Below are 19,087 nucleotides of genomic sequence, written 5' to 3'. Positions count from 1 at the left end.
ACCCCCATCGATCCGAGCCCCCGGGGGAGCACCATCGAGCAATGCTCGAGCTCCACTACTCCGACGGTTACATCGTCACGACGGGTGCCATCGCGGACGCGGTGATGCGCTACGCGAAGACCCTCGCCGAGCAGAAGGCCTCCGATCTCGTCACCTTCCCCATCTCGACCCCCGAGGGCCCCGCTGTCTCGTCGATGCTCATCGGGCCCGCGAGTCAGCTCTACACGACGCCCCACGACGGCCCCGCCGCGCCGATCGAGGACGAGGCCTCCGTCATGGACCTGCTCAGTCGCAACGACCGTCTGGTGCACCCGCCCGAGACGATCGGGGAGTACCCGTACGAAGAGGACGACCCCTGGTACGAGGAGTCGTTCTGAGACGCGCACGCTGGCGGGAGCGCAGCCGCATCGTCCGGGCGTGGCGCCTCTGGCGGACGAGGCGGCCGGTCACCTTCCGCGAGAAGGTCCGCTACAAGATGCTCCGGGACCACCGGCCCCTGATCGTCACGTTCGCCGACAAGGCGGCGGTGCGCGCATACGTCGCCGAGCGCGTCGGTGCCCACCACCTTCCCGCGGCGACGGTCCTGGAGAGCGCGGACGACCTGCTGTCGCTCGAGCTGCCCGACGCGTTCGTGCTGAAGCCGACGCACGGCAGCGGGGCGGCGATCATCGTCTCACCCTCGGCACCGGTGGACGCGCGGCTGCCCGAGGACGGCGGCTGGGTCTACCGTCACGTCCGGCCCGAGCACGCCGCGCGCGAGCACCTCCTGCGCATCGCGAAGGACTGGCTCGCCCAGCTGTACGGGCAGGGCCCTAACCGCGAATGGGTCTACGGGCGGGTACCGCGACGAATCATCGTCGAGGAGATGCTGGGCGGTGAGGCGGACCGCATCCCTGACGACATCAAGCTCTTCGCCTTCCACGGGCGGGTGGAGTACATCCAGGTCGACGCCGGGCGCTTCGCCGGTCGCACGCAAGACTTCTTCGACCGGGGCTGGACCCATCTGCCGCTCAGCGGCGGACCGCCGTGGGCAGACCCGACACCGCCGCGGCCGACGGCTCTCGCCGAGATGATCCGCGTCGCGGAGGCGCTCGCCGAGGGCACCGACTTCGTCCGCGTCGACCTGTACGACGTCGACGGTCGCATCGTGTTCGGCGAGCTGACGAGCTTCCCCGCCGGCGGTGACAGTCCGTTCCACCCCGAGTCGTTCAACACCGAGTTCGGTCGCCACTGGACCGTGCCCCGGCGGTACCGGTGACCGAGCGCTGGCTCGTCGCCGCGACCGAGTATGCCGGGGTGACGTCCTACACCGGCGGGATAGGCCGTCATTACGCCGCCCTGTTGCCGGCGCTCGCGGCCCAGGGGATCGAGATCGATCTCGTGGTCTTCTCGGACGCTCCCGTCGAGGCTCGGGTGGCGCCCGGCATCCGCCGGCTGGTCATCGTCCCGGCCGAAGGGATGCCGCCCGCTGCCGCCCTGGTCCACCGCGCCCGAACGGTGCGCCGGGTCTTCCGCGCGGGGACATACGACCGTGTGTTCCTGCCGGAGTGGATGGGACTGGGGGCGTTCCTTCCGCCGGACGCCCCGCTGGTGACGAACCTCGCGACGGGCGTCCGTCTCGCGCACGAGATCTCGGGATTGCGGCTCGCGGACCTGCCTGCACCGAGCCGGCCGGCGGTCGTGCTCCAGGCCCTCCTCGAGGCACGGCAGGTGCGGCGTTCTGAGGGGATCGTGGCCATCTCGCACGCGATGGCCGCCCGTGCCGCGCAGATCTGGAACGGGATGCCGCCGACGGAGGTGGTCCGCAACTGCGTCGACGTCGCCGCGGTCCGCCGCGCGGCGGCCGTCAGCAGGCCGCCGGCGAACTGGCCCGGGGCCTGCGGGCCGACCGTCCTGTTCCTGGGGCGCACCGAACGGCGGAAGGGCGTGCTCGAGGGCGTCGATGCGTTCGGGCGCGTCGCGCTGCGGCATCCCACCGCGCGACTGGTGCTCGCGGGTGCCGGAGGTGACGACCGGTTCGAGCCGTCGCGGTCGGCCCTGCTCGACCGCGTGCCCGCGGCTGCACGCGACCGGATGACCTTCCTCGGCCACGTCGCGGGGGACGAGCTGTTCGGTGCGATCGCGGCTGCCGACGTGGTGATGTGTCCGTCGCGATGGGAGGGCTTCGGCAACGTCGCCGTCGAGGTCAAGGCGGCCGGGACACCGCTCATCGTGACCGGTGGCAGCGGGTTCGATGACTTCTGCACCGACGGGGACGACTGCCTGGTCGTCCCTCCCGCCGACCCCGACGCGCTGGCCGTCGCCCTGTCCCACGTGATCGAGGACCCGCACGCCGCCCACAGGCGAGCGGGGCGAGCCCAGGCAGCCGTCGACCGGTTCGCTCCCGCGCCGGTCGCCGACGACCTCCGCGCGGCGGTGGACCGTCTCCTGTCCCGTGCGGTCGTCGCGGCGTGATCGAGTCGACTCGCGCCTAGGCTGGAACGCACCGCCCGCGTCGTCCGCGACGGGGATGAGTACACCGTCCGCATCCCGGACGACCTCCAGGAGCATCCGCTCGAGATCACCGTCGACTGGGTGGGCGACGTCGCCGTCGACCGGTTCTGGGACGGCACGGACTGGGCGGTCCGGATGCCCGCCGGCACACGTCGACTCACCTTCCGCGTGCTCGGACTCCACCCCGACGCGGCCGTCTGGCTGCATCCGCGAGCACGCGCGCGGCTCGCCGAGACGACCGAGCAGGGAGTCCTCGCCGTGACCGCGCGGCCGGCGGATCAGCGGCGTCGACTCACCTGACGACCCCGTCGGCCGAGGCCGTCGCGCGCCGCCAGCCGTCGGCATCCTTCGTCACCGCGCCGCCCTGCTCGAAGGCGGTCAGCCAGCCGGTCATGGGCCACTCGCCCCAGCGGTCCGCGAACAGCGCACCGTTGCGCAGGATGTCGTCGAGGTGCTGCCAGGGCGGCGAACTCGTCGGATGGTACTGGTGGTACGCGTGGGCGCCCCCGGTCCACACCAGCGGAACAGCGCAGGCCCGCATGCGGAAGGCGAAGTCGGTGTCCTCGCCGCCGTACCCCTCGTAGGCCTCGTCGAACCCGCCGATCCGGCGCCACGTCTCGGGGGTCAGGGCGAAGGAGAGCGACCAGAACAGGGCGTATTCGTCGGCGGCGGCGGTGCGCTCCGCATCGTCGGGGGGCATCGGCCGCGCCGCATGCGGCGAGGTGAGCGCGACCAGGTCCGCCGGGTCGGATGCCGACACCCCCTCGGCCAGATAGGTCACCGGTCCGCACAGCACCGCCTCGGGGTGCCGCTCGGCGGCCGCGCGGTAGCGCCGGATGAGCTCGGGGCCGGGCACGCAGTCGGCATCGAGGAAGATCAGCAGGTCGGCTCCGTCCGCAGCGGCCGCACCCGCGTTGCGAGCGGCGGCCAAGCGCAGACCGGCCGGCCCGGGCGGGACGCGCAGCACGGTGTCGGCGTCCAGCGCAGGGGGATCGTCGTCGCCGATCCAGACCACGATGCGCTGCAGATCGGGCACCCCGCCGAGGGCCCGCAGCTGCGCGTGCAGGTGCGTCACACGAGGGGTCGAGCAGAGGCTCACGACCGCGAGGGTCATCGCCGTCCCCGCATCGTGTCGACGATCGCCGCGGCGGCTCGACCGGGTGCCCCGGCGACCTCCCAGCGCTCCCACTCGGGCCGGGCCGACGCGGCCCGGTCGATGAGTTCCGGCCACTGCGCCGCCGTCGGCCACTCCTCCCGCACCTGCGCGAGACCGGCGCGGTGCAGGGCGCGACCCGTCTCGCGCTGCTCGTCGAACGGTCGGTCCTGAGGCACCACGACCGCGGGCGCCTCCGCTGCGGCGAGGTCCGCGATCGCGTTCTGACCCGCCCACGAGACCACCACCCCGGCGGACACCAGCGCCGACCACGGGTCGTCCGCCCAGGCGCCGCCGCCGAGGACCCGCCAGGGGCGTCCGGTCGCCTTCTCGGCATCCCGGATCGCCGCCGGCCCCACGACCGCATCTTCGCCGCCCCCGAGCAGGACGACCTCGTCGGAGCGTGCGCGCGTGGCGCTGCGACCCGCGAACCGGCTGATCCCGCCGGTGTGCACGACCTTCTCACCCAGCGCTTCGAGGTGCGGCGGCGAGAGGATGCCGCGGGCCCACGGCGCGAGCACGGTGTCGGCGGCGGCGAACCCCAGCATGTGGGGCCCGTCGACGCGGTGCCCCGGCTGCGTCACGACCACGGTGCGCAGCCCCAGCAGTCGCGCGAGCAGAGTGATCTCGACGGAGGTGTCCACGACCATCCCGTCCCAGCGGCCGTCCACGGCCGCTGCAGCGATGACCGACAGCCGCGAGCGGTGACCCGAGTGACCGATGGGAGCCCAGTGCAGCATCCCCGCCACCGTCGGATCGATCGGCGACCCGCCGTCGTCGTCACGGTCGAGCACCGTCCATGTCCAGCCGGACGGCAGGCCGGAGGGCGCGGCGAGCGTGCTGAGGCAGTCGACCTCTGCGTCGAGATGAGGCGCGATCGCGAGCAGCCGGGTGAGGTGTCCTCGCCCGTGGTGATGCACGTACCAGCCGAGCCGGGGGCGCCTGTCCGTCACGCTGCGGTCTCCCTGGCCATCATTCCCGCGAAGATCGTCTCGAGCGCGTCGATGCGCGCGTCGAGCGAGAAGCGGCGCCTCGCCGTCTCGCGCACGACCTCGCGGAAGGCGGCATCCCTCCCGCTCGGCAGCATCGCGCCTGCACGCTCCGTCATGGCCGCGACGTCACCGGCGGCTACGAGCTGCATGCCCATCGTCGCAGCGGCGACCTCAGGCACGCCGCCGACCGCGAAGCCCACCACCGGCGTGCCGCACATGAGGGCTTCGGGCCCCACGAGCCCGAACGGCTCGGCCCACGCCGGGGTCGCCAACGCGAGCCCGCTGCGACCCACAAGCTCGGCCAGGGGGCCGGGCGAGAGCTCGCCCACGTAGTCGATCCCCCCGCCGACGAGGGGGAGGAGGACGTCGCGGGCGTAGTCCTCGTCGCCGATCCGCCCCGCGATGATCAGGCGACGGCCGAGCCGGCGGGCGACGTCCACGGCGACATGCGGGGCCTTCTCGGGCACGATCCGCCCGAACCACACCAGGTCGTCGCCGCCCGGGCCGAGCGGCCACGACGACGGGTCGACGCCGTTCGGCAGCAGCTGCGACGGCACACCGGCGGCATCCCATTGGGTCTTCGTGTGCGCGCTCACCGCGAGGAACTTCGACCCGGCTCCTCCGGCGGACACGTGCGCCGCCACGGCGCCCGCATCGACCGGAGTGTGCAGGGTCGTGACCATGGGGACGCCGAGGGAGTCGGCTCGACGCAACGGGAGCGGGTCGAGGCAGTGGTTGGAGATCACGTCGTAGCGCTCCGGGTGCCGCGCGAGCTCCGAGAGCGCGCGGTCGAGCGCCGGTGCGCTCTCGAGGTGGTAGCTCGCCGGCCACGTCTTGTCGGTCGGCGCCGCGCCGTCCGGCCACACGACGGGCGGCAGTCGGAACACGTGGGCGTCGGGGAGGAAGTCGGAACCTTCGGGAGCGATGAACGTCACCTCGTGACCGCGACGACGGAGCGCGTCGACCTCGGCCCAGACGGCCGATTCCAGACCGCCTGCGTGCGGCCGCGAGATCGGGAAGCGCAGCGGAGCGATGACGACGATGCGGAGCGGACGGGCGCTCACGCCGTGCGACTCTCGAGCAGGTGCAGGTAGAGGTCGGCGTGACGCTGGGCGATGGCGGCGTCGGTGACCGTGCGTGACGCGCGGCGCTCGTCGACCAGGGCGTCGCGCGCGGGGCTCGCCGGGCGGGACGACGGCGCGACCCACAGATCCGACAGGACCGCGGCGAGCTCCCCCGCGTCGCCCGGTGCGAACGACCCCACGGTGCCGTCGGCGTGCTGCTCGGCGAGGAAGCCGACCCGCGGAGCCGCGACGGGGACCCCGAGATCCCAGCAGAGTTCGAGCCATCCCGAGTGCGTGCCGTGCCGATAGGGCAGCACGCAGGCGTCGAGACGTGCCAGTGCGGCGAACAGGTCGGCGTCGGCGAGTCGCTCGTGCTCGACGAGGTCGAGGACAGCGGATGCCGCGCACAGCGCGCGGACCTCGGCTGCGGCATCCGCGTCACGGACCCGATGATGCAGCCGCACCTCGCCGCGCACATCATGGCCGGCGTCGCGGAGCGCACGGAGTGCCGCGTCCAGCGTTCGGACGCTTCCCGGGCCGTCCACGCTCGGGCGCAGGTCCTTCAGGTGCAGGCCGACGATGCGGCCCGCACCGACAGCCGGCTCGATCGCAGCGTCCCGGGGCAGGACCGACGGGTGGGGGATCACGGTCGCATGACGTCCCCAGCGTTCTCGGACGGCGCGCGCCGCGCCCACCGTCAGGGTCGTGACGACGTCGACGCCGGTGACGACCTCATCGAGCTGGGCGAGGTAGGCGGTGCTGTCGCCCAGCTGGGGGTGCTCGAGGTCGTGCAGCGTGTAGACCACCGGCCAGCCGACCGCGTGCGCGGCCGCCACGCAGGCGGTGAGGTGCCCCGCCGGGAACGACTCCGTGCCGAAGTGGATGTGCAGCAGCGACGCCTCGTCGGCGTGGGCCCGGATCCAGTCAGGGTCGAGGGCGGCGGGCGGCCACCACACGGCCGGGTCGCCCCCCGGCGCCACGGGATCCGGGAGGACCGTGACTCGCGGATCCGACGTCGTCTGACGGACGTAGGGGTGGCTCGCAGGGATCGACACGATCGTGATCGATCCTGTCGACTCCGCACCCGGTGGGGCGACGGTGCGCGTGCTCGTAGCCACAGATCTCCTTTCGACGACGTCGCGCCGACTGAGAAGTGGGTGCGCCTGAACGCCCCGACCGTAGACGCTCAAGCCCCCCCGACGTAGGGGGCTTGACCTCGCCCTCGTCGGCGGATAACCATGCCGGGTGACTTCTGCGCCTCCCCTCCTGCTCGTCCTCGGTCCCGCCGGGCACGGTGTCACGCGCTACGGCGAGGACGTGGCATCCGCCGTGCGCCTCGTCGACCCCTCGACCCTGGTGGTGCACGTGGCGGACGTCCCCGCGGGCGAGCGCGCGCTCGCCGAGGCCGGACCGGGAGCGCGGGTGCACCTGCACGCCACCGACCGTCTCTTCGGCAGCGGGCCCGAGGATGCCGCCGAGGTCGTCGAACGGTGGGCCCGCACGGTGCGGCTGACCCTCACGCTCCACGACGTGCCGCAACCTTCCGACGGCACGATGTTCGCGCGCCGCCGCGCCGCCTACACCCGTATGGTCGCCGCCGTCGAACGGGTCACCGTCAACAGCGTCCACGAGCAGCTGCTCATGGACGAGTTCCTGCCGGACGCGGCCCGCGCCCACGCCATCGCGTTGGGGGCGCGCACCGGCATCCGTCCAGTCGATCCGGGTGTCGGCCGGCCGTCCGATCTGCGAGTGCTCATCGCCGGGTTCGTGTACCCCGGGAAGGGGCATCGACCCGCCGTGGCCGCCGCGGCCCGGGCGGCGCACGCGCTCCGGGCAGAGGGCGAGGTCGTCGCGGGCGTCGCCGTTCGCGCGATCGGTGCGCCGTCCCGGGGTCACGAGGCCGATGTCGTCAGGCTCCGGGAGGAGGCGGCCGAGCTCGGCGTCGCCGTCGAGGTGACGGGGTTCCTCGACGATGCCGAGTTCGCGGCGGAATTGGTGGCCCCCGGCATCCCCCTGGCTGCGCACGAGCACGTGTCCGCCTCGCGGTCGATGCTCGACTGGGTGGAGGCGGGGCGCCGACCGCTCGTCGTCGACTCCCGCTACGCCGCCGAGATGGATGACCTCCGCCCCGGCACCCTCGCCCGCTACGACGGCGCCGACCTCGCGGCGCGCCTCGCAGCCGCGTGGCGCGACCCTTCCTCGACCCGGCTCGCCCCTGGGGCATCACTGGCACCCACCTTGGACGACGTCGCGGCCTCCTATCTGGCCTGGTGGGCGGCCTGATGCCGGAGGGCATCGCCCTCCCCGGCAACCGCTGGGACCTGCTCGACGGCCGGACCCCGGGCGATCCCCCTCGCGTCTCGGTCGTCGTCGCGCACTACGAGCAGCCCGCGCAGCTCGCGCGCTGCCTCGCCGCCCTCGCCGGGCAGGACCATCCGGCCGACCGGCTCGAGGTGATCGTCGCCGACGACGGATCCGCCGAGGCGCCGCGCGTCCCCAGCGGGGTGCGATTGCTGCGACAGGCGGATGAGGGCTTCCGACTGGCGGCCGTGCGGAACCTCGGCGCGGCGCACGCGACGGGCGAGGTGCTGGTGTTCCTCGACGCCGACACCGTCCCCGAACCCGGGTTCATCCGGGAGCTGAGTCGGATGCCGGGTCTCGCGCCCGACGTGGTGGCGGTCGGTCGGCGGCGGCACGCCGATCTGTCCGACGCCCCCGCGGTCGCGGACGTCCGAGAGGTGGTCGGGGGACGGGAGCTTCCCGAGCCCGGCTGGCTCGCCGACGCCTACCGTCGCTCGCGTGACCTGCTCGACGCGGACGACCGAAGCTACCGGCACGTCATCGGCGCCGTCCTCGCCTGCTCGCGGATCATGTTCGACGCCGCCGGTGGCTTCGACGAGACGTTCCGTTCCTACGGCGGTGAGGACTGGGAGTGGACCTACCGGGCCTGGCTCCAGGGCGCCGTGCTCGCCCACGCGGCATCCGCTGTGGCGTGGCATGACGGCCCGGACGCGGGAGCACGGGACGGCGTCGGGCTCGCACACCGCAACGCCGAGGCCATGCTGCTGTCGGGGCTCATCCCCGTGCCCGGCTCTCGGCCGCATGGCCTGCCGACGCCGCGGGTCGACGTGGCCGTGACCGGACCGCGGGACGTCTCCGACGCGGCTCGGTTCGTGAGCGTCGACTCCGTCGCGGCGGCGGTGCCCGGGGCTGTCGTCGTCGACGACGCCGACCTCGCGGCGGCGGCCGGTGCGCTCGACCGGGTACGCCTGCACATCGAGATCGTGCGGCCGGTGCGCGCCGGTGCCGGGCTCGCGGCCGTGGTGGAGAGCGTCGCCCGTGAGGGCGTGGGGGTCGCGACCGTCACAGCGGATGACGGGCGGCCGCTGCTGCGCATCCGGTCGATGCGCGCCGCGGCGCGCGAGGCCCGGTGGCGCCGTGACGACCTGTTCCCCCGCGCGGTCGAGCGCAACGAGGGGGTCGGAGAACTCTCGAGCGAGCCGGACGTCTCGGCGTATCTCGGCGGCTGGGGCTGAGCTCTCAGGGGATTCGTCGGCCCGGGCGTGTTGTGCTGGGAGCGCTTGTCTGGTTTTATGGCGTCGGGGACACCGGTCGTGCACGCCTGGGGAGGCGAGCGCAACGGCGACGAGTGGGATCGTCGACGGCACCGGTCTACCGCACACATCGCCTGCTCCGCGTGTGTGCGTCAGGGGGAAGAGCATGGGGACAACGGGGACAGCCGGCGTACGCCGAGCCGGTCCGAGGTGCGTCCACGCGCCCGGAGACCGACCGGCCGCACCCATCCGATCCGCGGGCCGCTCCGAACCATCCCTGCGCCACTCCCGTCGCGCGTCGACAGGGGGATGCGCGCACGCGTGCGCAGACGGTACCCGAATCACCGTCGGAGCACGACACCGGTGCGGGGGCGCGACGCGCCCCGCCCGGAAGGCGGCGCGAGCCGCCGGGGGGCGCTCGTGGGGGGCGTGACCCGTTTGGGGAATCCGGGGGACGAAGTGAAAAGACGACTGAACGTCGCCGTGGTCGGCGCGGGGTACTGGGGACCGACGTTGGCGCGAACGCTGCGCGCGAGCCGCGAGTGGAGCCTGGCGGCCATCTGCGATCTCGACATCGATCGGGCGCGTCGCGCGGCGGATGCGGTCGGGGGCGCGCCCGTCGTCCCCGAGCTGCGGGCTCTGCTGGAGGATCCGCAGATCGACGCGATCGCGATCGCGACGCCCGCGTCGACGCACCACGCCATTGCCATGGCCGCGATGGAGGCGGGGAAGCACGTCCTCGTGGAGAAGCCGCTCGCCGATACACAGCAGCACGGCGAAGACATGGTGCGTCGCGCGTCCGAGCGGGGACTCGTCCTCATGGCGGACCACACGTCCTGCTACACGCCGGCGGTGCTCAAGATGCGGGAGCTCATCGCGGGCGGCGAGCTCGGCGACATCCTCTTCATCGACAGCGTCCGCATCAATTTCGGCCTCGTGCAGCCAGATGTCGACGTCTTCCGGGATCTCGCGCCGCACGACCTGTCGATCATCGACTTCATCCTGCCGGGCGGGCTGCAGGCCACCTCCGTCTCGGCCCATGGGTCAGACCCGTTGAACACCGGGAAATCGTGTATCGGCCATCTCGCCATGCCGCTCGCCGGTGGAGCCATGGCGCATGTGCACGTCAATTGGCTGAGCCCCACGCGGACCCGTCGCATGGTGATCGGCGGAACCCGGCACACGCTGGTGTGGGACGACGTGAACCCGCAGCAGCGGCTCACGATGTACGACCGGGGCGCCGACGTCGCGTCGATCTCGCGTGCCACCGCGAAGGAGCGACGCGAGGTCGCCGTCTCGTACCGTCCGGGTCAGACCCGTGCGCCGGCGCTCGAGGAGCGCGAGGCGCTCGGTGCGGTCGTGAGTGAGTTCGCCGCGGCCATCCGCGAGAGTCGCGCGTCGCGCACGAGCGGAGAGGCGGGGCTGCGGGTCCTCTCGGTCCTCGACGCGGCAGCAGGCAGCCTGGCGGCATTCGGCGCCCCGCACCCGTTGCCGCACGTCCGATCGACCGCGGGAGTGGCCGCATGACACGGGCGCTCGCCATCGCTGCTCGGGCGCTGCGTGTCTGAGGACGGTGTCGGCGCCGACACGCCCTGGTTCGGCCAAGAGGAACTCGATGCGCTCGCCGAGGTGATCGCGAGCGGCTGGGTGGGTCAGGGGCCGAGGGTCGCACGGTTCGAACACGAGTTCGCCGGGCTCGTCGAGGCGCCGTACGCCGTCGCGACGACCACCGGTGACGCCGCCATCCACCTCGCCCTCCTCGTCGCGGGAGTGCGGCCGGGGGACGACGTCGTCGTCCCGTCACTGTCGGCGATCGGGGCCGCGAACGCCGTGCGCTCCGTCGCGGCCATGCCCGTTCTGACGGACGTCGACCCGCTCACGGGCAACGTGACCGCGGCGACGGTCGAGCGGGCCGTGACCCCCAGGACGACGGCGATCATCGTCGCGGATCATGCCGGCATCCCCGTCGACCTGCAGAGCATCCGTGACGTCGCGGATCCGCTCGGCATCGTCGTGATCGAAGACGTCGGATGCGGCGTCGGTGCGACCCGCCTCGGGCGCCCGACCGGCGGGGCGGCCGAGATCGCCACATGGTCCTTCGACTCCCGGGAACCCCTCGCCATGGGCGACGGTGGGATGCTCACCACGAGCCATGCGGGTTGGGCGGCACGGGCCCGCGGGTACCGTGGGATCGAGGGGAAGTTCCGCCTGACCGACCTGCACGCCGCGGTCGGGCTCGTCCAGCTCGGTCGTCTGCCCGAGATCGTGCAGCAGCGTCGGCGCGTGGCTGATCGCTACCGCGCCGCGTTGGTCGGCGTGCCGGGTCTGCGACCCGCCGACGACCCCGCGTGGGGAACGGGCAACGCGGTCTCCTTCTGGCTCGAGGTCGACGAGGCGTATCGGCTGGATCGCAACCGCCTGTGGGGCGACCTGACGGCAGCGGGTATCGCGTCCACGCGGGGCGGCACAGCGATCCACCGGCAGGCTCCCTATCGCGCCTGGACGCCGCCCGGCGGTCTGCCCGGCACCGAGCGATTCGCCGACCGCACCCTCACTCTGCCCGTGTCGCGCACGCTGAGCGCGCACGATCAGGATCGGATCATCGCTCTCCTGCATCCCGACCAGTCCGTGCGGACAGGCTCCGAGACGGCGATCGCCTCCGGCCACTGACCTCCCGCATCCGTCGCGGGGGCAACGCCCTCACTGCATGCGGAAGAGCCGGCGCTCGGGCGACGCCGGCTGATCCACCAGGCGGGCACGGACGGACGGGGGGGAGGTCCGGCCGTGCCCGCGTGCGGGTGACGGTTCACGCATCGGGACGAGCCGAGGATCGGCGGACGGCCGGGTGGGCCGGGGGTTCCTCGACGAGGCACCGCTTCGCTGATCGCTTCGGCTCGAGCATGAGCCGCCACATCCTGTCGAGCCGCGGGCGCACACTCTCGGTGTGGGCACGACCGGCTCGAGCTGTCAGTAGGTCATCGATCGCATCGACGGCGAGGACGGCGCCCGCGCCCGTCGCGTCACCGTAGCTGTCGATCCATTCCCGCTGCCGGGGCGCACCCAGGCAGACGATCACAAGGTCGGCATCCGTGTGCCGGATCTGCGCCGCGATGTCATGGGAGACCAGCGGCGAGGAGAGTGCGGCTCGCATCGGCGTCCAGTGGCCGACCAGAGCGAGACCTGGCCACTCGGCGATGAACCGCCGATGGAGTGGCTCGAGCTGTGCGGGTGAGCCGCCCACCACCGCCACGCGCCAGTGTTCGTTGCTCGCTCGGGACAGCACGTCCCGCACGGTGTCGCGAGCAGGAAGGTGCGCGCGAGCGATGACCGGCGGCGTCGGGCGGGGATCGAGGACGGCGTGAGCGGACGTCATCGAACGTGTATGCATCATCGATTCCCCTTCGCGTCGGCTGCGACGCCATCGGGGCGCGTGGTACGCCCACGGCCCCGACGGCGGTCGCGGAGGCGACGCAGGACGTCGGGCTTCGGCTCCGTCGCCGGATCGACGTGCGAGCCGTGCGGGCGCACACCCGTGTTCCGTTCTGTCCCCATGAACGATCCATCCCCCGAAAACATCGACGCAGGTGTGGCCCTGCGCCCCCCGACATGCGGATCCGATCCGCGTTCCCCCTCGGTCCTCGCCCCCAGCGATTTCCGTTCGGCGCGCCGACCCCTCGGCGCGCCGTCTTTCTCCCCCTCAGCTACCCGCGCACCGCCCCATACGACGCGCGGAGTGAGGGCTCTTCGTACGAGATCGCTGCGCGAACGATGACGCACGAAGAGCCCAGGCAGATGCGGGTCCGGCCCCCAAAGCTCGCCCCCATTTCCTCTGCAGCCGCCTGTTGCCGTGTCGACTCCCCAAAGCCTTCGCGGCGGCGATATCGGAACGCTACCGGCGTCGCACGGCGTCCACCAATAGGGGGACAAACCTAATCTCGTGTCCCCCAAATGGGGGACATTTAGGGGGTGGCATTAGGGGACCCGGTCGAGAACACGGGAGGTCCGCCGGCGGCATCGAAGGTAACGTGACCGCTGAACACCGAGCGCGCACGCATTCGACGGCGCGGGCTCGAAGCCATTGGGGAGGCTGACATGTGGGGGAAGTTGTGGCGCGCCACGATCGTGGGCGCTGTCATCGCCGGTGCCGGTGCGGCGCCGGCATTCGCGGCGGACGGGTCGTACGTCCCGTCCACTCCCGGAGGTTCGGGACTGGACGGGTCGGTCGTGCAGTCGCAGTGCACCGACGAGGCACCGGCGATCGGTTACTCGATCGTCCGCGTGGGTGGGTCTGCGGCTGCACGTACCGCGTCGTCGAGCGCCGAACTCGTGATCAGCGGTGACGGCCACCGGATCACGGTGCCTCTCGCGGTCGACGACGCCGGTGAAGGACACGGGTCCGTGCTGTGGCCCGGCGTCGAGGTCGCCGCCGATGGGACCGTCGAAGCACTGCCGGGATGGGTGCGCTCGGGGGATCGATGGGAGCCGCGCGACGACGCCGCCGCGTGGACGACGGGTGACGTCACGGCCACCCTCCACGTGGGCGACGACAGTCTGGCCGTCCCCCTCGCCTACCCCGGGTACTCCGGCGACTGCGCCACGCCGACAGGTGTCGCGTCGAACGGCACCCCGGGGACCCTGGCGTTCACGGGCGGACAGCTTCCCATCGCGGCTGCGGTGGGCGGTACCGTCGCCGTGGCAGCCGGTGCGTTCCTGATCGCCCGTCGCCGACGCCGGGTCGAGCAGTGACGAGGCGCCGTCGACTCGTGTGGGTCGCCGGCGCACTCCTCCTCATCGGCACCGCGGCTGCCGCCGGCCACGTCGGTCGCTCCGCTCTCGACCTCCAGCAGGCGCTGGAGACCGCGACCGCCGACGCCGCTCTCGCGACGGAAGCCGTCGGCGCGGGCGATCTCGAGGGGGCTGAGCGTGCGGCATCCGACCTCGTCGCCGAGATCGCTCCCGCCGTTCCCGACGATCCGCTCTGGCACGCTGCGGAGGCGATTCCGGGACTCGGTGCGAACCTCTCGGCCGCCCGTCGCACAGCGGCGGCGATCGTGCGGGTGGGTGACGATGTCGCACCGACGATGTTCTCCACGATGCGGGCCCTGTCCGACGCAGACGCCCCCGCGGCGGTGCGAACGCTGCGCGAAGCGGCTCCTGCGTTGCGCCGTGCCGCCTCGACGCAGGATGACATCGCGCGCGACCTCGCCGACATCGACCGGACGGCGCTCATCGCCTCACTCGCCGATGGCGTCGGGCGCGTCGTCGACGCCGCCGACGACCTGCGCACGGCGACCGACGGCGCCGCGCAGGCGGCTGAGTTGGTTCCCGCGATGCTCGGGGCGGACGGTGACCGCAGGATCCTCGTGACTCTCCAGAACACCGCTGAGCTCCGCACGGGAGGAGGGATCACCGGGACGTTCCTGGAACTCCGCGCGCGCGACGGCGTCCTCTCGCTCGAAGCCCAACGCGACTCGTCGGACTTCGCGCCCGCAGAGGAGCCCCTCGCCGCCGTGTCCGCCGCGGAGGTCCGGGCGCTCGGCGACGGCATCGGACGCTACGTCCAGAACACGTCGATGACGGCGGACTTCCGCGTGACCGCGCAACTCGCCTCGGCGTGGTGGGAGCGATCGGGCGGACCGCAGCCGGATGTGGTCGTGTCGATGGACCCCGTCGTCCTGACAGCGCTCCTCGGCGCGGTCGGACCCGTCGACACGCCCTCGGGTGAGCTCGACCAATCGAACGCGATCCACCGGCTGCTCGTCGAGCCCTATCGCACGCTCGATCAGGACGGACAGGGCCGCTACTTCGCGGATGCCGCCGCCGCCGTCTTCACCGCCGTCACCGAGCGCGCGCGTCCGGTCGCGCTGGTGTCCGCGCTGGCGGGTGTCGTGGACGAGGGCAGGGTCTCCATCTGGAGTCGCGATCCGGAGCAGCAGGAGATCCTCGCGGGCACGGTGTTCGCAGGACCGCTCGCCCGACAGGAGGCCGCCGGTCCCGAGGCCTTCGCCGTGTACTTCAATGACGCCACCGGCGGCAAGGTCACGCCCTATCTGACCGTGGGGCTGGAGACCCGCTCGGGGGTGTGTCGCGCCGACGGGCTGCGCGAGGTCGACGTCGAGGTGGATCTCGGCAACAGGCTGACGAAGGAGGATGCCGAGACGCTGCCGCTCAGCGTCACGGGAGGCGGCCATTACGGCGTGAAGGCGGGGAACATCGCTCCCACGGTGACGGTCGTCACGCCGCGGGGGTGGTACGCCGGCGGAGTCACCCTCGACGGATCAGCCGTGGCGTCCGTCGACGCGGAGGACGACCACCGCCTGTCCGTCACCTATCGCGTGGATCTCGCGCCCGGCGCCTCCCAGGTGCTGACCTTCCGATTCGTCGCCGGCCCGATGGTGTCGACGGATGCCGTCGGGCCGCAGTTGCTGCACACCCCGTTGCTCGCTCCGGTCGAGGTGGGCTCGGGCCGCATCGGGTGTCCGGCCGCTTGATTCCGGACTGCTCGCCTCAAGATCCGCGGTGATGCCTGTTCCGGCGGTGCGCTTTCCTCTAGCATGAGAGGGCCATCCCCCATCGGTCACCGGGCCGTTCCCCAAGCGGTCTCGACGCGCACTGTCCCCAAACTTGTGCGTCTCTGGCGACCTGGATGGTTTCGCGGACCCCCTCCCGCCGCAGTCCCCACTGAACTGGCCCGGAGGGGGTTCGCCCTTTCCGGGTGCGTTCCTGTCAGCGGTGTCCGTTGCTGTCGGTGCCGCTGTCGTCGGCGCCGACGATGGACTTCAGCTTGTCGATGAGATCGGTGCGCGAGGTCGCGCCGAGTCGGCGGCGGATGCGCGCGATGTGGTGCTCGGCAGTCCGAGGCGAGATGAAGATCGCCTCGCCGATCTCCGCGTACGTCATACCGCTGAGCACGAGCGCGGCGACCTCTCGTTCCCGCGCGCTCAGCAGGCCGCTGTCGGCGAGGGCGACGTCGTTCCCCGAGGCCCCGGGCGCCGCGTTCGGGTGCAGTGCCCTCGCGAAGGCGGCCAGTCGTGTGCCCGCGCGCCGATCCCGCGACCGTTCTGAGAGCGAGACCGCCAGTCGGGCTCCCTCCCACGCCAGGCCCAGGTCGGCCAGGCGTGTCGCCACCTGCTCGATGCGATCGATGTCCCCGTCGTCGATCCGGCTGCGGGACCACTCGCCGACGGCCGCCGACATCGTCGCGGCGAGGCGGGATCCTCGGGCGGCCGCTGAGAGCGCCCTCGCCGCCTGCGCCTGACCGTGCGCGTCGCGGTCCAGGAGTGCGCGATGGAACGCGGACCACAGGAGGGGGGTGGACCACACCGTGGGATCCCCGAGACTGCGCAGGATGGCGGCGAGCGCGTCCAGGGTGGGAAGGATCCGATCTCCGTCGTCGAACAGCGGAGCCGTCTCGATGAACTCGCGCAGCGGGTGCAGGAGGTACAGATCGGGTTCGACGTGGCGTACATCGTCACGCACGCGCTCCCAGAGGGCCCGCAGCTCCTCGAGGGAGCCGTAGCGGCGGACGTGAGCGAGCATGACGGAGTCGCGGACGAGCACCTCTCGGCTGCTCAGCGGCAGGACGGAGGCGTCGACGTCCGCCAGGCGGGCGGCCGACTCCTCGGGGTGCTGTCGGTGCACGCCGATCCAGGCGGCCCACAGCAGCAGCCGCGAGCGCGCCCATGGCCCACCGTGTTCCTCCATGAGTGCGTCACTGAGGATGTTCGCCGCGGTGTCCAGTTCACCGATGTTGACGGCGCCGATCGCCGCGACGACGGCGGGGAGTTCCGGTACAGGACCGTGCTCGTTGGAGTCGCCGTACGTCGAGCTGGCGCGCAGGAGATCGTCGAAGACGTTGCCCGTAGGAGACGTGAGGGATGCCGCGAGTCCGCGCATGAGCTTCACGTAGGCGACGTGCAGCGTGATCGGGACCCCGCTCACTCCGCGGTCCACGAAGCGGAGCGCGTCCAGCAGCGGTCCGCTGTCCCCGGTGCCGAAAGCCGAGACGGCTCCCTGTGCGCGCAGCACGAAGTCGTCGTTCGGCTCGGCTCGGTAGGTGGCCGCACTCGCGCGCAGGAGGCCGCGAGCGCTCCAGGCCGAGCCGAGGATGCGCAGTGCTTCATCGCGCTCGGCTCCGGTCGCGTCGCGGACGACGGCGTCGACCAGTGACGCCGCCTCGTCGACGTCTCCGCGATGCCACGCCATGCGCGCCTTGCGGACCGCGATCAGGGCGGGGTCGTCGCCGGCCGCGAGCGCGGCGTCGTAGAGCTCTGATGCGCGCGTCGGGTCGAAGGTTGCCGCGTCGTCCGCGTGCGCGCGCAGGACCAGGGCCAGCCGGGCGTCCAGATGCCCACCGAGAGCGGTCGCGACCCCGGGATCGAGTGGGGGCGACGGCGACGAGGTGAGCACATCGATGAGCTGTGCCACCGGTGTCGTCCGCGTGACCGTCGTCCGCACGATCGGCACGGGTCGCCCGCCGCGCAGGAGCAGACCCTCCGCGTGGCCGAGGGCGAGGGGGTCACTCGCCGCAGCGTCGATCGCCGGTGTCAGCTCGTCGTCTCCGAGGCTTGCGCGTCGGATGATCGTGGCGCTGACGGGGTCGAGGGTGTCGAGGCGCAGGGAGATGACCTCCTCGATGGCGTGGACGACGCGTTCGTGGGAGGGGTCTCGGCAGAACCCGGCACCGTGCGCGGCGAGCGCCTGCTTGACGAGCCAGGTGACGGAGGCCGTCATCTCGACGATGGCATGGATGCAGCCGGCGTCCACGGAGCGGCCCGCATCCTCGACGGCGCGGATGACGTCCTCGGCGTCCACCTGTCCGAGCGCGATGACAGGGTGCGCCTGCTCCAGTCGGCGGATCAACGCCGCCAGCGCCGGGCTCCAGGGCCACGGCCGGCACCCGAGGACGAGTCCCGCCTGCGGATCGTCGAGATGGGCCAGGAGGGCATGGACCTCGTCGTCCGGCAGAAGATGTCCGTCGTCGACCACCCGGATGTCCCCGGTGTCGGGGAGATTGTGGGCGATCTGGGCGAGCAGGAGCGATTTGTCCGACCCGGCGGGACCGATCACGGCGAGACGCAGCGGCCGGTCGTCCGTGGCGAGGGCCGCCTCGAGGTGAGTGAGGGCGAGATGCGGCCACAGCTCCAGGGCGGGCGGAGTGCCGGCGGACGATGTGGCGAATGCCATCTCGTACTCCTCTCCCCTTCGCTGGGGCGAGCACGTCGCTGCCTCGCGCGACGCGCGGTGCGCCGATCCCCGCGCCCGGGCAGGAATCGGGTCCGACCCGGGGTTTCCCGCTGATGCGGGATGGTGGGAATCTATCACCGCGGAGCGTCCCCGTGGCCCTGATGACACGAGCGAAGCGATTGTGGTAGCACCCGACCCCCGCTCCGCAGAGGTGAGGCTCACCTAACTCAGAAAGCCACGATGATCTGGGGGAAAGTTCGCGAGTAAGGCTGTACAACCCTCGAGGGCGGCGGCGTAGCCTCGAGCCACCACGACCCTTGGAGGCTCCCATGAGCATGACTCTCGACGACCTGCCCCGCGTGTCCGAGTGCAACGCCCTCGGCTGCTCCTACAACGATCATTCCCATTGCCACGCCGCCGCGGTGACCATCGGAGGCGCACCCGGTGATGCAGAGTGCGCGACGTTCATCCCGCTCGGCACGAAGGGCGGCCTCGACAAGGTCGTCAGTCATGTCGGCGCCTGTCAGCGCTCGGAATGCGTCTTCAACTCGTCGCTGGAGTGCACGGCATCCGCTGTCCGCGTCGGTCCCGGGGCGGAATCTGCCGACTGCCTCACCTACCAGGCGGCCTGACGACTCCGGTCGG

17 protein-coding genes are annotated in these 19,087 nt (G+C 72.3%); 11 read left to right on the top strand and 6 right to left on the bottom strand.

Annotated features, from left to right (window positions below; genetic code table 11):
- Positions 1–41: 41 nt before the first annotated feature.
- From AB0259_RS08550 to AB0259_RS08535, 4 genes are all read left to right on the top strand, one after another.
- On the top strand, positions 42–377 hold the full coding sequence (locus AB0259_RS08550) for a hypothetical protein (protein ID WP_251578012.1): 336 nt from the start codon (positions 42–44) through the stop codon (positions 375–377).
- Positions 356–1,258, top strand: a complete 903-nt coding sequence (locus AB0259_RS08545) for an ATP-grasp fold amidoligase family protein (RefSeq protein ID WP_366235835.1) — start codon at positions 356–358, stop codon at positions 1,256–1,258. The genes AB0259_RS08550 and AB0259_RS08545 overlap by 22 nt, the downstream gene beginning before the upstream one ends.
- Positions 1,255–2,454 carry a glycosyltransferase family 4 protein gene (locus AB0259_RS08540; protein ID WP_366222311.1) on the top strand — a complete coding sequence of 400 codons (1,200 nt, stop codon included), beginning with the start codon at positions 1,255–1,257 and terminating at the stop codon, positions 2,452–2,454. The genes AB0259_RS08545 and AB0259_RS08540 overlap by 4 nt, the downstream gene beginning before the upstream one ends.
- Before the next feature lie 120 nt (positions 2,455–2,574).
- The gene (locus tag AB0259_RS08535) at positions 2,575–2,793 is read left to right on the top strand and encodes a hypothetical protein (RefSeq protein ID WP_366222313.1); all 219 of its coding nucleotides are present in this window, start codon (positions 2,575–2,577) and stop codon (positions 2,791–2,793) included.
- Here AB0259_RS08535 and AB0259_RS08530 read toward each other — a convergent pair.
- Genes AB0259_RS08530 through AB0259_RS08515 form a run of 4 tightly spaced genes read right to left on the bottom strand, consistent with a single transcriptional unit; the run spans position 2,786 to position 6,820 of the window.
- The gene (locus tag AB0259_RS08530; RefSeq protein WP_366222315.1) at positions 2,786–3,607 is read right to left on the bottom strand and encodes a galactosyltransferase-related protein; all 822 of its coding nucleotides are present in this window, start codon (positions 3,605–3,607) and stop codon (positions 2,786–2,788) included. The genes AB0259_RS08535 and AB0259_RS08530 overlap by 8 nt on opposite strands.
- On the bottom strand, positions 3,604–4,599 hold the full coding sequence (locus AB0259_RS08525) for a glycosyltransferase (RefSeq protein ID WP_366222317.1): 996 nt from the start codon (positions 4,597–4,599) through the stop codon (positions 3,604–3,606). Before AB0259_RS08525 ends, AB0259_RS08530 begins: the two co-directional genes overlap by 4 nt.
- Positions 4,596–5,702, bottom strand: coding sequence for a glycosyltransferase (locus tag AB0259_RS08520; RefSeq protein ID WP_366222319.1), 1,107 nt, complete (start codon positions 5,700–5,702; stop codon positions 4,596–4,598). The genes AB0259_RS08525 and AB0259_RS08520 overlap by 4 nt, the downstream gene beginning before the upstream one ends.
- Positions 5,699–6,820 (bottom strand): hypothetical protein, encoded by a 1,122-nt coding sequence (locus AB0259_RS08515; RefSeq protein ID WP_366222321.1) that lies wholly within the window; start codon positions 6,818–6,820, stop codon positions 5,699–5,701. The genes AB0259_RS08520 and AB0259_RS08515 overlap by 4 nt, the downstream gene beginning before the upstream one ends.
- Before the next feature lie 127 nt (positions 6,821–6,947).
- Between AB0259_RS08515 and AB0259_RS08510 the strand changes: the two genes are divergently transcribed.
- From AB0259_RS08510 to AB0259_RS08495, 4 genes are all read left to right on the top strand, one after another.
- A complete protein-coding gene (locus tag AB0259_RS08510; protein ID WP_366222323.1) occupies positions 6,948–7,985 on the top strand; it encodes a hypothetical protein in 1,038 nt (345 codons plus the stop codon).
- A complete protein-coding gene (locus AB0259_RS08505) occupies positions 7,985–9,238 on the top strand; it encodes a glycosyltransferase (protein WP_366222325.1) in 1,254 nt (417 codons plus the stop codon). The genes AB0259_RS08510 and AB0259_RS08505 overlap by 1 nt, the downstream gene beginning before the upstream one ends.
- 477 nt (positions 9,239–9,715) lie before the next feature.
- Positions 9,716–10,783: a Gfo/Idh/MocA family oxidoreductase gene (locus AB0259_RS08500; protein WP_251578030.1), complete on the top strand. Its 1,068-nt coding sequence runs from the start codon at positions 9,716–9,718 to the stop codon at positions 10,781–10,783.
- Between the two features lie 33 nt (positions 10,784–10,816).
- Complete coding sequence (locus AB0259_RS08495) at positions 10,817–11,926, top strand: DegT/DnrJ/EryC1/StrS family aminotransferase (protein WP_366222328.1); 1,110 nt, start codon at positions 10,817–10,819, stop codon at positions 11,924–11,926.
- A 136-nt stretch (positions 11,927–12,062) separates the two neighbouring features.
- On the opposite strand, the gene AB0259_RS08490 is transcribed toward AB0259_RS08495, so the two are convergent.
- Complete coding sequence (locus AB0259_RS08490; RefSeq protein WP_251578034.1) at positions 12,063–12,629, bottom strand: WecB/TagA/CpsF family glycosyltransferase; 567 nt, start codon at positions 12,627–12,629, stop codon at positions 12,063–12,065.
- Between the two features lie 719 nt (positions 12,630–13,348).
- On the opposite strand from AB0259_RS08490, the gene AB0259_RS08485 reads away from it, so the two are divergent.
- Positions 13,349–14,002, top strand: a complete 654-nt coding sequence (locus AB0259_RS08485) for an LPXTG cell wall anchor domain-containing protein (RefSeq protein WP_251578036.1) — start codon at positions 13,349–13,351, stop codon at positions 14,000–14,002.
- On the top strand, positions 13,999–15,747 hold the full coding sequence (locus AB0259_RS08480; RefSeq protein WP_366222331.1) for a DUF4012 domain-containing protein: 1,749 nt from the start codon (positions 13,999–14,001) through the stop codon (positions 15,745–15,747). The genes AB0259_RS08485 and AB0259_RS08480 overlap by 4 nt, the downstream gene beginning before the upstream one ends.
- A gap of 235 nt (positions 15,748–15,982) precedes the next feature.
- Here AB0259_RS08480 and AB0259_RS08475 read toward each other — a convergent pair whose 3' ends face one another.
- A complete protein-coding gene (locus tag AB0259_RS08475) occupies positions 15,983–18,442 on the bottom strand; it encodes a LuxR C-terminal-related transcriptional regulator (RefSeq protein ID WP_366222333.1) in 2,460 nt (819 codons plus the stop codon).
- 329 nt (positions 18,443–18,771) lie between these two features.
- Here AB0259_RS08475 and AB0259_RS08470 point away from each other — a divergent pair, with 329 nt between their 5' ends.
- Positions 18,772–19,074, top strand: a complete 303-nt coding sequence (locus tag AB0259_RS08470; protein ID WP_064003688.1) for a DUF1540 domain-containing protein — start codon at positions 18,772–18,774, stop codon at positions 19,072–19,074.
- Positions 19,075–19,087: the final 13 nt, after the last annotated feature.

The organism is Microbacterium sp. NPDC080005 (assembly GCF_040702445.1).
In the GTDB taxonomy this organism is placed as follows: Bacteria; Actinomycetota; Actinomycetes; order Actinomycetales; family Microbacteriaceae; genus Microbacterium; species Microbacterium oleivorans_D.
The sequence above is the reverse complement of the archived record's forward strand: the minus strand, read 5'-3'. Positions and strand labels throughout refer to the sequence as shown.